Source organism: Kutzneria sp. 744 (assembly GCF_000568255.1).
Classification (GTDB): Bacteria; Actinomycetota; Actinomycetes; order Mycobacteriales; family Pseudonocardiaceae; genus Kutzneria.
The window spans coordinates 4,656,360-4,669,030 of the sequence record NZ_KK037166.1 but is presented as its reverse complement, the minus strand read 5'-3'; the positions used below and the strand labels follow the sequence as shown (position 1 = coordinate 4,669,030).

Annotated in this window: 11 protein-coding genes and 1 pseudogene; 4 read left to right on the top strand and 8 right to left on the bottom strand. The window is 70.4% G+C overall.

The features are described from left to right. The first annotated feature begins 25 nt into the window (after window positions 1–25). Window positions 26–913 (top strand): ABC transporter ATP-binding protein, encoded by an 888-nt coding sequence (locus tag KUTG_RS20740; protein ID WP_043718900.1) that lies wholly within the window; start codon window positions 26–28, stop codon window positions 911–913. Next, window positions 910–2,502, top strand: a complete 1,593-nt coding sequence (locus KUTG_RS20735; RefSeq protein ID WP_043718897.1) for an ABC transporter permease — start codon at window positions 910–912, stop codon at window positions 2,500–2,502. The genes KUTG_RS20740 and KUTG_RS20735 overlap by 4 nt, the downstream gene beginning before the upstream one ends. 62 nt (window positions 2,503–2,564) lie before the next feature. Here the strand turns inward: KUTG_RS20735 and KUTG_RS20730 are convergent, their stop codons facing one another. Continuing rightward, a complete protein-coding gene (locus tag KUTG_RS20730) occupies window positions 2,565–3,224 on the bottom strand; it encodes a response regulator (protein WP_043718895.1) in 660 nt (219 codons plus the stop codon). Then, on the bottom strand, window positions 3,217–4,413 hold the full coding sequence (locus KUTG_RS20725) for a sensor histidine kinase (protein ID WP_043718893.1): 1,197 nt from the start codon (window positions 4,411–4,413) through the stop codon (window positions 3,217–3,219). Before KUTG_RS20725 ends, KUTG_RS20730 begins: the two co-directional genes overlap by 8 nt. Window positions 4,414–4,603: 190 nt before the next feature. Here KUTG_RS20725 and KUTG_RS20720 point away from each other — a divergent pair, with 190 nt between their 5' ends. Beyond that, window positions 4,604–6,064 (top strand): glycosyltransferase family 39 protein, encoded by a 1,461-nt coding sequence (locus KUTG_RS20720; protein ID WP_043718892.1) that lies wholly within the window; start codon window positions 4,604–4,606, stop codon window positions 6,062–6,064. On the opposite strand, the pseudogene KUTG_RS65275 reads toward KUTG_RS20720, so the two are convergent. The 6 genes and pseudogenes from KUTG_RS65275 to KUTG_RS20690 form a co-directional block, all read right to left on the bottom strand. Further along, window positions 6,032–6,367 (bottom strand): annotated as a pseudogene (locus KUTG_RS65275) (NAD(P)-dependent oxidoreductase); the annotation flags it as partial. The gene KUTG_RS20720 and the pseudogene KUTG_RS65275 sit on opposite strands and share 33 nt — an antisense overlap. Before the next feature lie 46 nt (window positions 6,368–6,413). After that, window positions 6,414–6,998, bottom strand: coding sequence for an NAD(P)-dependent oxidoreductase (locus tag KUTG_RS65270; RefSeq protein WP_052395118.1), 585 nt, complete (start codon window positions 6,996–6,998; stop codon window positions 6,414–6,416). An 18-nt stretch (window positions 6,999–7,016) separates the two neighbouring features. Beyond that, window positions 7,017–7,841, bottom strand: coding sequence for a glutamate ABC transporter substrate-binding protein (locus tag KUTG_RS20705; RefSeq protein WP_369794647.1), 825 nt, complete (start codon window positions 7,839–7,841; stop codon window positions 7,017–7,019). Between the two features lie 149 nt (window positions 7,842–7,990). Next, on the bottom strand, window positions 7,991–8,491 hold the full coding sequence (locus tag KUTG_RS20700; protein WP_043718887.1) for a DUF2127 domain-containing protein: 501 nt from the start codon (window positions 8,489–8,491) through the stop codon (window positions 7,991–7,993). Window positions 8,492–8,510: 19 nt separating this feature from the next. Continuing rightward, window positions 8,511–10,877: an ATP-dependent helicase HrpB gene (hrpB, locus tag KUTG_RS20695; RefSeq protein ID WP_043718885.1), complete on the bottom strand. Its 2,367-nt coding sequence runs from the start codon at window positions 10,875–10,877 to the stop codon at window positions 8,511–8,513. 4 nt (window positions 10,878–10,881) lie between these two features. Next, window positions 10,882–11,604 carry a VIT1/CCC1 transporter family protein gene (locus KUTG_RS20690; RefSeq protein ID WP_043718882.1) on the bottom strand — a complete coding sequence of 241 codons (723 nt, stop codon included), beginning with the start codon at window positions 11,602–11,604 and terminating at the stop codon, window positions 10,882–10,884. Window positions 11,605–11,672: 68 nt separating this feature from the next. Here KUTG_RS20690 and KUTG_RS20685 point away from each other — a divergent pair, with 68 nt between their 5' ends. Next, complete coding sequence (locus tag KUTG_RS20685; RefSeq protein ID WP_043718881.1) at window positions 11,673–12,593, top strand: alpha/beta hydrolase; 921 nt, start codon at window positions 11,673–11,675, stop codon at window positions 12,591–12,593. Window positions 12,594–12,671 lie beyond the last annotated feature (78 nt).

Here is a 12,671-nt window from a genome sequence, read left to right as displayed (position 1 = left end):
TATAAAACAAGTGTAGCTTGGCGGTATGACAACCGCCATCTCGGTGTCCGGCCTGCGCAAGGCGTTCGGCCGGACCCAGGCGCTCGACGGACTCGACCTCACCGTCACCACCGGCGAGGTCCACGGCTTCCTGGGCCCGAACGGCGCCGGGAAGTCCACCACCATCCGCGTCCTGCTCGGACTGCTGCGCGCCGACGGCGGCCGCGCCGAGCTGCTCGGCGGCGACCCCTGGCGGGACGCGACCGAGCTGCACCGCCGCCTGGCCTACGTGCCCGGCGACGTCACCCTGTGGCCCACGCTGTCCGGCGGCGAGGTCATCGACCTGCTCGGACGGCTGCGTGGCGGCCTGGATCCCAAGCGCCGCAAGGACCTGCTGGAGCGCTTCGACCTCGACCCGACCAAGAAGGGCCGGACCTACTCCAAGGGCAACCGGCAGAAGGTCGCGCTGGTCGCCGCGCTCGCGTCCGACGTGGAGCTGCTCATCCTGGACGAGCCCACCTCCGGCCTGGATCCGTTGATGGAGGAGGTGTTCCGGGAGTGCATCGCCCGTGAACGCCAGGACGGCCGGACCGTGCTGCTGTCCAGCCATGTGCTGGCCGAGGTCGAGGCGCTGTGCGACCGGGTGAGCATCATCCGCAACGGCAAGACCGTCGAGTCCGGCACGCTGGCCGAGCTCCGGCACCTGACCCGCACCTCGATCACCGCCGAGCTGGGTTCCCCACTGTCCGGTGTGGACACCATGGCCGGCGTGCACGACTATTCGGCGCAGGGCAACAAGGTTCAGTTCGAGGTCGACACCGCCGAGCTGGACGCCGTGCTGCGCAAGCTCACCGAGTTCGGGGTGCGCAGCCTGATCAGCCAGCCGCCCACGCTGGAGCAGCTGTTCCTGCGCCACTACGAGGTGAGCGCGTGAACACCTTGGTGGGCACGGGATCCCTGGTGCGGCTGGTGCTGCGCCGGGAGCGGATCCAGCTGCCGGTGTGGATCCTGGTCGTCAGCGGCATCGTCGCCGCGACGGCGTCCAGCTTCGCCTCGCTGTACCCGACGGTGCAGTCACGGCAGGAGCTCGCGGCGTCGATCGTCAACAACCCGTCGATCCTGGCGTTGAGCGGCCCGGCGCAGGGGCTCGACACCATCGGCGGCATGACCGAGTGGAAGTACGGCGCGGTCGCCTGCGTGCTGGTCGGGCTGATGGCCGTGTTCATGACGGTCCGGCACACTCGGGCCGACGAGGAGACCGGCCGGCACGAGCTGCTCGGCGCCGGCGTGGTCGGCCGGTACGCCAAGCTGACCGCGACGCTGATCGTGGTGTTCGGCGCGGGCCTGGCGTACGCGCTGCTGATCGGCTTCGCGCTGACCGCCCAGGGATTGCCGGCCGCCGGATCGTTCGCGATGGGACTGGGCATCGGCGGCTGCGTCTGGTTCTTCTCGGCCGTGACCGCCGTCGCCGCCCAGGTGAGCTCAAGTTCCCGTGCGGCCAACGGAATCGGCGGCGCGGTGATCGGCGCGGCATACCTGTTGCGCGCGGCCGGCGACTCCGCCGCCGAGGACGGTCCGCGCTGGCTGTCGTGGCTCAGCCCGATCGGCTGGTCGCAGCAGATGCGCCCGTTCGCCGGCGAGCGCTTCTGGGTTCTCGCCCTGTTCGTGGTGATTTCCGTTGTGCTGCTTGGCGTCGGCTACGCGCTGGTCGGCCGGCGGGACATCGGCGCCGGCCTGCTGCCCGAGCGTGCCGGCCGTCCGAGCGGGGTGTTCGGCACGTTCGGGCTGGCCTGGCGGTTGCAGCGGGGCATCCTGATCGGCTGGACCGTCGGCATCGTGGTGCTGGCCGGCGCGCTGGGCGGGATCTCCCAGAGCCTCAAGAGCATCCTGGACAGCAGCCCACAGGTCGCCCAGGCGTTGCAGCACCTCGGCGGGCAACAGTCCCTTGTGGACTCCTTCATGGCCGCCATCCTGGACGTCATCGGCCTGGCCGTCTCCGTCTACGCCATCCAGGCCGCGCTGCGGCTGCGCGCCGAGGAGACAGCCTTCCGCGCCGAGCCCGTGCTGGCCGGCTCCGTCGCGCGACTCCGTTGGGCCGCGAGCCATCTCGCCTTCGCCCTGATCGGCAGCGCCTTCCTGCTCGCCGTCGCCGGCACCGCCACCGGTCTGGCCGTCGGCCTCACCAACGGCGACGTCGGCACGCAGCTGCCCCGCCTCCTCGGCGCCGCCATGGTCCAGGTGCCGGCCGTCTGGGTCCTGGCCGGCATCGCCACCGCCCTGTTCGGGCTGCTGCCCCGGCTGACCTCCCTGGCCTGGGCCGCCCTCGTCGTGTTCCTGCTGCTCGGCCAGCTCGGCTCGCTGTTCCAGCTCAGCCAGTGGGCGTTGGACATCTCCCCGTTCACGCACCTGCCCAAGCTGCCCGGCGGCGAGTTCACCGTCGTGCCGCTGATCTGGCTGCTGGTCGTCACCGCCGCGCTGACCTTGGCCGGCCTGGCCGGTTTCAGGCGGCGCGACGTGGGATGAGGGCGGCCGGCCCGCGCCATTCGACGAGCACGGGCTCGAAGGCCGGCCAGGAGGTGCCGCATTCAGCGGGTGACGAGGCCGGCATCGTAGGCCAGTAGGCCGATCTGGGTGCGGTTGGCGCAGTCCAGCTTCACCAGCATGCGGGAGACGTAGCCCTTGACCGTGGCCTCGGACAGGTGCAGGCGGGTGGCGATCTGCGCGTTGGACAGGCCCTCGCCGAGGCAGGTCACCACGTCGATCTCGCGATCGGTCAGGTCGGCGGCCAACGCCGTTGCCTTGTCCCGCGCGGCCTGCTCGCCGGCCGAAGCGGCGACGAGCCGGCGGGTGGCGGCGGGGGACAGCACGGTGTGCCCGTCGGCCGCCACCCGCACCAGGCTGATCAGGTCCTCGGGCGGCGTCGACTTGAGCAGGAACCCGGCCGCACCGGCCCGCAGCGCGCGGACGACGTACTGGTCGGCATCGAAGGTGGTCAGCGCGACGACAGTTGGCGGCGACGGCAGGCCGGCGATGCGCTCGATCGCTGTGAGCCCGTCCACGCCGGGCATGCGCAGGTCCATCAGCACGACCCGAGGTTGGTGCCGCACCACGGCTTCCACCGCCGCGGCGCCGTCGTGGGCCGCGTCGACGACCGTGATGTCGGGCGCCGAGCCGAGAATGGTGCGCAGGTGCGCGCACACCATGGGCTCGTCATCCACGACAAGGACCGTGATCTTGTCAGTCATGACTCTCCGCCGTTGGTACGAACGCGGGCAGTATGGCATCGACCTCGAAGCCGCCGTCGGGCCGCGAGGCCGAGGTGAACCGGCCGCTGACCAGCTCGACCCGCTGCTTGAGCCCGAGCAGGCCGGTGCCGGAGCCGCTCTCGCCGAGGTCGTGGTCGACGCCGCCGACCGGCGGACCGTTGCGCACGGTGAGCCGCACCCGGTCGGCCCCGTAACGCACGTGCACGCGGGTCTTCGCGCCCGGCGCGTGCTTGCGGACGTTGGTCAACGCCTCCTGCACGACCCGGTACGCCGTGCGCCCGACCACCGGCGCGGTCAGCAGGGGATTGCCGTCCACGATCAGCTCCACCGTCATGCCGACGCCCTGCGACTCCGTGACGAGCTCGGCCAGATCGGGCAGCCGCACGGCATCGGTCGGCTCCTCGCCGTTGTCGTCGGCATGGGTGCGGAGCACGCCGACCAGGTCACGCAGCTCGGCCAGCGCCTGACAGCCGGCCTCCCGCAGCTCCTCGGCGGCGGTCCGGGTCGCGGCGTCGGGCGCGGTGATCCGCAGGGCCCCGGCCTGCAACACCATGAGGCTCACGCGATGGGTGACCACGTCGTGCATCTCGCCGGCCAGCCGCACGCGTTCATCGGCCCGGGCCTGCTCGGCCAGCAGCTGCTGTTCTCGCTCGGCCCGCTCGGCGCGTTCGGTCAGCGCCCGGATCAGCGACAGCCGGTTGCCGATGTACAGCCCGAACAGGGCCGGGAACACCGTGAACAGCATGCCGCCGGTGATGATGGTGAACGTCGGCGACCACACCCGGACGGAGATCGCGATCAGCACCGCGGAGCACAGCCACATCCGCCGCGACCGGGGGATCCGCTTGAACGCGACGCCGACGGCGAACGGCGTGGCCAGCGGCACGAACTGCGAGTCCTCCCGGATCACGCCGAAGAACAGCTGCGGGTCGATGTAGGCGGAGACCGCCATGGCGATGGCGCTGGCCGCGCACAGCGCCAGGCCGACGAGCGGGAACCGGCGATGCCACAGCAGAGCGACCATTCCCGGCAGTTGGATGAACGTCTGCGTCCACTCGTAGAACGTGGTCGGCGGGCCGTAGCCGATCCAGATCGCCAGGATGATGCCGAGCACGGTGGCGAACGGCGACAGCAGGAAGAAGGTGTCGCGCCAACGCGGTCGGGTCACCTCTCGACCATACCCACGCGGACAATCCGCCTTAGGTAGCGCCGGCACCTACGAAAGTCGCATGCCCCGGGCACTTTCCGGGCTGTCCGGCGCGGCCACCGTCCGGGTTGGATGGTCGTCGGGAGGACACGTGACGGGGGGACGGCAAGTGCGGCAGCTCGGGGGAAGCACAACCATCGAGGCAGGGCCGGTGGGTGCGGTTGCCGCACTTGCCGCGCGGCCGGTCGCGGTCATCGCCGGCCTGCTGGGCATCGCGCTGGTGGCCACCAGTTGGCGTTACGGTTATTTCGGCGACGAGCTGTACTTCGTCGCCGCCGGGCACCATCTCGACTTCGGGTACGCCGACCAGCCGCCGCTGGTGCCGCTCCTGGCGCTGATCGCCGACACTGTCGCGCCGGGATCGCTGGTGGCACTGCGGATTCCGGCCGTTGTGGTCACGGTGGCCGGCGTGTTCGTGGCGGCCATGATCGCCCGTGAGCTGGGCGGAAGCCGGCGGGCCCAGATCATCTCGGCCGGCAGCTACGCCGTCGCGCCGTTCCTGGCCGGCGGCGGTCATCTGCTGGCGACGTCCACAGTGGACCTATTCCTGTGGACGCTGATCACGTGGCTGGTCGTGCGCTGGGTACGCGTGCGTGACGACAAGTTGCTGCTGTGGGCCGGTGTTGTCACCGCGGTGTCGTTGCAGGTGAAGTGGCTGATCGTCTTCTTCTGGGTCGTCGCCGGTGTGGCCATCCTGATCGCCGGACCACGGGATCTGTTGCGCAGCAGGATGTTGTGGCTCGGTGCTGCGATCACGGTGCTGACCTCGGTGCCGCAGCTGCTGTGGCAGGCCCATAACGGCTGGCCCCAGCTCCAGATGAGCAGCGTGATCGCGGCCGACGAGCAGGCCAGCATCGGCGGCGCGGGCGGCTTCCTGCTGGTGCTCGCCCTGTACACGGGGGCGGTCGGTGTCCCGCTCGGGCTGTACGGACTGGTGCGCACGTTCCGGTTGCCCGAGTTCAGGTTTCTCGGCATCACGGCCGTCGGGCTGATCGTGGTGTTCATCGCGACCGGCGGCCGACCGTACTACGCCGGCGGCATTCTGCCGGTGCTGTGGGCGTTCGGCGCGGTCGGCCTCGACGGCCGGCGGCGGTGGCTGCCCTGGGTGGCGTGGCCGGTGTTCGCCGTCTCGATCGCCTTCGTGGCGGCGTCCCTGCCGCTGCGGCCCGTGGATTCCCTGCGGGACAGCAACGAGACCGCCGACTTCATCGCCTTCGAGAGCGTGGGCTGGCCGCAGATGGCCGACGAGGTCGCCGCCGCCTACCGGGCGCTGCCCGGCGACGTCCGCGCGCACACGGCGATCGTCGGCGACACCTACTGGTCGGCCAGCGTGATGTCCCTGTACGGCCCCGAGCGCGGCCTGCCCACGCCCTATGGGCCGAACCGTGGCTACTGGTACTTCGGGGTGCCGCCGGAGAGCGCGGTGAACGTGCTCTACATCGGCGACAACCACATCGACCAGATCCGGTCGCACTTCGGCAGAGTCACCCAGGTGGCCACCGTGGACAACAAGCTCGGCATCCACAACGGCTACCAGGGTGCGCCGATCTACCTCGCCACCAAGCGCGACCGGCCGTGGTCAGCCCTGTGGCCGGCGCTGCGAAACCTGTGACGGCTCGTTCACCGTCCACAGTAGAGGCTCGCCGGCCGCGTAGCGCTTGATGTTGTCGGTCAGGGCGATCATCGAGTTGTACAGCACCTGCTGGGTCACGCCGCCCACGTGCGGCGTGGCGATCACCTTGGGGTGGTTGACCAACGGGTTGCCCGGGTCCGCCGGCTCGACGGCCAGCACGTCGAGCCCGGCCCCGGCGATGTGGCCGGAGTCCAGCGCCGCCACCAGGGCCGCCTCGTCGACCAAGCCCCCGCGGGCCACGTTGACGAACAGCGCGCCCGGCTTCATCGCGGCGAAGGCGCCGGCGTCGAAGAAGTCCGGTTGTGCTCACCGAACATCAGGGCGCTGATCACCACGTCCGCCTCGGCAGCACCTCGGGCAACTGGTCGACGCCGACCACCCGGTCGATCTCCGGCGGCCCGCCCAGCTCCGGCCGCGCCCGCACGGCGACGAGCCGGGTTCCCCAGGGCGCCAACCGCTTCGCGACCGCGAGGCCGATCGCGCCGAGCCCGATGATCGCCACCGTGCCGCCGGACAGCGACCGGCCGGCCGGCTGCGCCCACTTCCGTTCCCGCAACGCCTGCCGCGCCTCGTCGAGCTGCCGGCTCAACGCCAGCGTGAGCAGGATTGCCTGCTCCGCCACGGCGTCCGCGTTGCCGGTGACATCACCGGGCAGCCGCGCCACCCACACGCCGGCCGCCGTAGCCGCGTCCATGTCGACCGTCTCCAGGCCGACGCCGAACTGCTGCACGAAACCAAAAGTGGCGCGCGACAACAGGTTCGCGTCCACCGTCGCGGCGATCGGCGTGACCACGTCCATGCCGTCGGCCATCTCGGCGAAGCCGGCCGGCGAGGACTGGAACACCTCCCAGCCCGGCAGCAGCGCCCGCAGCGGGTCGAGCGGATACTCTTCGAAGCCGATCAGCAGTCGCATGTGACCCAGGTTACGGGCTCAGCGCTCGGTGATGGCCGGCGGCGAGGGCATCTGGTAGCCCGAGCTGCCCACGTTGGCCTGCAGGGCCGAGCGCCAGGCCCCAGTGGAGATCATCTTCTGCAGCGCGGCGTCCACCTTCTCGCGGCCGCCGGTGTCGCCCTTGCGCAGCCCGATGCCGTACGAGTCCTTGGTGAACGGCTTGCCGACCACCTTGAGCAGCTCCGGGTTCTGCGCCGCGTAGCCGGCCAGGATCACGTCGTCGGTGGTGACCGCGTCGACGATGTTGGCCAGCAGCGCGGTGACACAGTCGGAATAGCGGCTGTACTCGACCAGCGTGGTGTTCTGTGCGAACTTGTCCTTCACCTGCTGGGCCGAGGTGGAGCCGGCGACCGAGCAGAGCTTCTTGCCGTTCAGCGACTGCGGGCCGGTGATCGAGTTGTCGCTCAGGCGCACCAACAGGTCCTGGCCTACGGTGAAGTACGGGCCGGCGAAGTCGACGAGCTTCTTGCGCTTGTCGTTGATGGTGTACGCGGCCACGACCATGTCGACCTTGCCGCTGGTGAGCAAGGTCTCACGGTCGGCGGGCTCTGCTTCCTTCCACGTGATGTTGGCCGGGTCCACGCTCAGCTCGCCGGCGATGAACTTCGCCACATCCACGTCGAAGCCCTGGTACAGGCCGTTCAACGTCTTCTCGCCGATGCCCGGCTGGTCGAACCGGATGCCGATGGTGAGTTTGCCCTGGCCGGCGGCCCCGGTCAGGGTGTCGGCGGGCCCGCTCGTCCCGCATGCGGCGAGCAAGGCCAGCGCGGCGAGTGCGGCGGTCGCTCGTAGTGATCCCCGCATGCGCATGGTGAGGTCCCCTTAAGGTCGAGGCGGCCTGCACTGCCTAACAAACCCAGGGCCGTCAAGTCCAATCGGGCAGGCCTGGACTACGTCACACTCCACTACGCGCCAGGATCCTTGACAGTTCGCGGTGATCTTCTTTTTCACATTCACATGTGAGCATCCGTCGCAGTCGCGGCTCGCTCACGTCGCAACTGGACGTATTCGCGGATCACCAGGACGATGATCACTACGTCGATCGCCGCGAAGATCGGCAGCGCGATGGAATGCGTGTGAACGGCCCGGAAGATCTCGTAGACGACAAAGGCCCCCAACACCACGGCGGCCACCGGGTACAACGGCAGCACCTTGCGCAGCAGCGCCGCCACCAGACCCAGCTTGATGACGGCGTGCAACAGCAGGTAGCCGATCGCGAACGTGCGGCTGCTGCCGTCGGCGAAGTCGTGCGCCGCGGTCTGCAGGTGCGTCGACAGCGTGCCGCTCGGATCGCCAAGCAGGTCTCGCGTCACCACGTCGTTGGCCAGACCGGTGATCAGCGTCGGCGGGATGAAGATCAGCACGATGCCCAGCACGAGCTGGCCGAGGCCGTCCAGCCCCTTGAGGGCGATGGCGACCTTGAACAGCTTGTCAGTGGTGGTCGAGTTGCTCACGCCGACCAGGATGCCCCGATCAGCGCGGTTTAGTGCGGCGAGTGGGCGAAGCGGTGGTGGGATCCTCCGGCCAGGGGTGCTTCGGGTAGCGGCCGCGCAGCTCGGAGCGCACCTGCGGGTAGCCGGTCCGCCAGAACGAGGCCAGGTCGCCGGTGACCGCCACCGGACGGCCGGCGGGGGAGAGCAGGTGCAGCACCACCGGCACGCGGCCGTCGGCGATGCGGGGCGTGTCGGTCCAGCCGAACGTCTCCTGCACCCGGACCGGGAGGGTGGGGCCGTCGGCGGTGTAGTCGACCTTGAGCTTGGAGCCCGACGGCACCTCGATGCGGTCCGGGGCGAGCTCGTCCAGGCGGGCGGCGGCGGGCCAGGGCAGCATGGTCTGGAGCACGTGCTGGGCGCTGATCCGGGCCAGGTCCGTGCGCTTGCGGGCGGCGGACAGGTCAGTATTCTGGATGATGGCGTCATCCGAGACCTCGGGCCACGGATCACCCAGGTTGACGTGCAGGAACTCCATTCGTTGGCGCTGCCTGGCCGCGTCCTGGCTCCACTGGAGCAGGGCGACGCCTTCTTTGCGGAGACCTTCTTTCAGCGCTTCCAGGAGGAGCTCGGGGTCGGGTTTGGCGATCGGACGCTCCGCCAGCACGATCGCGCCCAGACGGCGGACGTGCCGGGCGACGACGTCGCCGTTGGCCCAGGTCACCTCGTCCTTCTCGGACAGCAGGGCCGGGGCGGCGCGTTCGGCCAGCTCCTGGTCGGCGCGGGCGGCGAGGCGGACCCGGCCGTGGGCGCGACCCGGTTCGCGGTCGGCGACGGCCACGGCCAGCCACTCGCTGTCGGTGGGGCCGTCCGTCTCGACCGCGGTGCCGCCGGCCATGAGGTAGCTGCGCGAGCCCGGCTGACGCCTTTTCGCCAGGCGTTCGGGGTGGGCGAGGGCGATGACGAAGGCGGGGTCGTCTTTTCGGCCTGTGGGGCCGTCGACCAGCTTGGCGAGCCGGCCGACCTCGCGTTTCCAGGTTGGGGGCTGATCTTGGCGAAGCCGGCGCACGGCCGTCTCGACGTCGTTCGAGGAGGTGACGGAGTCGTCGTCCAGCAGCGCCACGACCTCAGCCGTCGGCTTTGCGCCCAGTTCACGGGCACCGTCGAGCAGCGCTCGGCCCAGCCGGGGGTGCAGGCCCAGCTCGGAGATGCGGCGGCCGCGGTCGGTGACGCCGTTGTCGTCGAGGGCGCCCAGGTTCTTGAGGGTGGTCTGCCCGGCGGCGAGGGCGCCCGGCGGGGGTGCGTCCCACCAGGTCAGGTCGCTGCCGTCCGGGGTGCCCCAGCAGGCCAGCTCCAGCGCGAGGCGGGTCAGCTCGGCGGTGCGGATCTCCGGCTCGGGGTAGCGGGGCAGCGTGGCCTGCTCGTGCTCCGGCCAGCACCGGTAGACGTGGCCAGGGGCCTCGCGCCCGGCGCGGCCGGCGCGTTGGTCGGCAACGGCCTGTGACACCCGGGTGGTGATCAAACCGGACAGTCCGCGGCGGTGATCGGCCCTGGGCGAGCGCGCCAGGCCGGCGTCGACCACTGTGCGGACGCCCGGCACCGTGAGGCTCGACTCCGCGACGGCCGTGGCCAGGACGATGCGTCGGTCCGCGGTCTTTCGGAGGGCGTCGTCCTGGGCCTTGGTGGCCAGCCTTCCGTGCAGGGGAAGGACATTCAGGCCTTGCAGCTGTTGGGAGACGCGACGGATCTCGCCGACACCGGGGAGGAAGACCAGGATGTCACCGTCCGTTTCGGACAGTGCTTTGTGGACCGTTCTCGCCACGTGCTGCTCCAGGCGTTCGTTCCGGGCCGCCGGCACGTAGGTCGTCTGGATGGGGAAGGTTCTGGCGTGGGCCTCGATGACCGGGGTGTCGGCGCCCAGGATCTCCGCCAGTCTCCTGGCGGCGACGGTGGCGCTCGTGGCCAGCACCTTGAGGTCGGGGCGCAGGCCCTCGCGGGCGTCCAGGAGCAGCGCCAGAAGGAGATCGGCGTCGAGATGGCGTTCGTGGCACTCGTCCAGCAGCACGACGTCGACGCCGGTCAGCTCCGGGTCGTGTTGCAGGCGGCGCAGCAGGAGGCCGCTGGTGACGACCTCGACCCGCGTCTGCTTCGAGGTGCGGCGGTCGCCTCGAACCGCGTAGCCGACCGTGCCGCCGACCTGTTCGCCCAGCAGCTCCGACATCCGGGCCGCCGCCGCCCGCGCCGCCAGCCGTCGCGGCTCCGCAACGAGAACACGACCTGGTAGCGCCAGCGGCACCAAAGTCGTCTTTCCCGTGCCCGGCGGGGCCACCAGCACCGCCGTGCAGTGCCGGGCCAGGGCGGCGTTCAGGTCGTCGAGTACCGCGCGGACCGGAAGATCGGGGAGCTGCACCCCGCTAGCCTGCCGCAGTCACGCCGATCAGCAGACCCACCAGGTAGGTCGCGCCCGCCGCGATCACGCCGAACAGCAGCTGGCGCAGGCCGTTCCACCACCACGGGCGGGTCGTGAAGCGGGCCACCACCGCGCCCGCCGCGAACAGGCCGATGCCGCCGATGCCCAGGCCGGCCAGCAGCGACTCCCAGCCCAACAGGAACGGCAGCAGCGGGAACAGGGCGCCGATCGAGAAACACAGGAACGAGGAGACCGCCGCCACCACCGGAGACGGCTGATCGTCCGGATTGACACCCAGCTCCTGCTCGATATGCACCCGGACGGCCAATTCCTCGTCCTGGTGGATTTCCTCGGCCACCCGGCGGGCCGTTTCCTCGGTGAGACCCATTTCCTCGAACATCTGCATCAGCTCGGCCTTTTCCGCGGCCGGATTCTCGCGCAGTTCCCGACGTTCGGTGGCCACCTCGGCCTGCACCGAGTCGTTCTGCGTCTGCACCGAGGCGTATTCGCCCAGCGCCATCGAGAACGCGCCCGCCACCAGGCCCGCCATGCCGGTGAGCACGATGACGTGCGAGCTCGCCCCGCCACCGCCGACCCCCGCGACCAGTGAGATGTTGGTCACCAGGCCGTCCATCGCGCCGAACACCGCCGGCCGCAGCCAGCCGCCGGACAGGTCGTTGTGGGTGTGGCCGACCTCGTTCTGCGCCGTTTCGTCAACCTGGGTCACGTTCGGAGGGTAATGGATTGAGCCGGTACTGAGGAAAGCCTTGCACAGTGTTGCCTAGCCTTAGCGGTATGCCACACATCGATCCCGAACTCGAGCGGTTCGTCCAGGCCTTCCCGGTGGCCCGGGTGTCCGCGCCCGGCGCCGACGTCGTCAAGATCCGCGAGGACCTCGACCAGCGCTGGCGGCGCATGCAGCCGGTCGTGCAGGTCGGCGAGGTCGCGGACCTGACGACGCCCGTGCCCGTGCGGGTGTACAAACCCGTTCTCGGCGCCGTCGACCTGCCGGTGGTGGTGTTCCTGCACGGCGGCGGCTGGTGCACCGGAAGTGTGGTCACCCACGACGATTTGTGCCGCCGAATCAGCCGCTCCGCCCAGGCCGTCGTCGTTTCCGTCGAATACCGGATGGCGCCCGAGCATCCATTTCCCGCGGCCGTCGACGACTCCTTCGCCGTGTTGCGGTGGGTCGGTTCGCACGCCCGGGAAATCGGCGGCGACCCGTCGCGCATCGCCGTCGCCGGGGACAGCGCCGGCGGCAACCTCGCCGCCGTGCTCACCCAGCTCGCTCGTGACAACGGCGGGCCCGAGCTGCGGTTCCAGCTGCTGCTCTACCCAGCCGTCGGCGGCGTTGGCGAGTTTCCCTCACGGGCGGAGAACACCGACGCCCCCGTGCTGTCGACCGCCGACATAGAGGCCTTCCTGCGGCACTACGCCGGTTCGATCACCGGCGAGCCGCCCGTCACCCTCGCGCCCGCCCTCGCCGCCGACCTGTCCGGCCTGCCACCGGCCTTCATCGCCACCGTCTGGCATGACCCGCTGCGGGACGAGGCCGAGGCCTACGGCCGGCTCCTCGCCGCCGCCGGCGTGCCCGTCGAGACCGTCCGTTTTGATCATCTTGTGCACTCTTTCGCCAGCTACGCGCCCCTCATCCCCGCCGCCTCCGAGGCCCTCGAACAGTGCCTGTCGGCGTTGCGGAAAGGACTTCTCAGGTAGCACTCAGGGGTCGTCGGTAGCATTTCGCCAGGACTCGGCCGCCGAGTTGGCCGGCCTTGACGAGGAGGACGGTTCATC

Excerpts from the sequence above, each read along its gene's own strand:
- KUTG_RS65270 (WP_052395118.1), bottom strand. The coding sequence starts at position 6,998 with ATGCGACTGCTGATCGGCTTCGAAGAGTATCCGCTCGACCCGCTGCGG.
- KUTG_RS20740 (WP_043718900.1), top strand. The coding sequence starts at position 26 with ATGACAACCGCCATCTCGGTGTCCGGCCTGCGCAAGGCGTTCGGCCGG.
- KUTG_RS20730 (WP_043718895.1), bottom strand. The coding sequence starts at position 3,224 with ATGACTGACAAGATCACGGTCCTTGTCGTGGATGACGAGCCCATGGTG.
- KUTG_RS20705 (WP_369794647.1), bottom strand. The coding sequence starts at position 7,841 with ATGCGGGGATCACTACGAGCGACCGCCGCACTCGCCGCGCTGGCCTTG.
- KUTG_RS20685 (WP_043718881.1), top strand. The coding sequence starts at position 11,673 with ATGCCACACATCGATCCCGAACTCGAGCGGTTCGTCCAGGCCTTCCCG.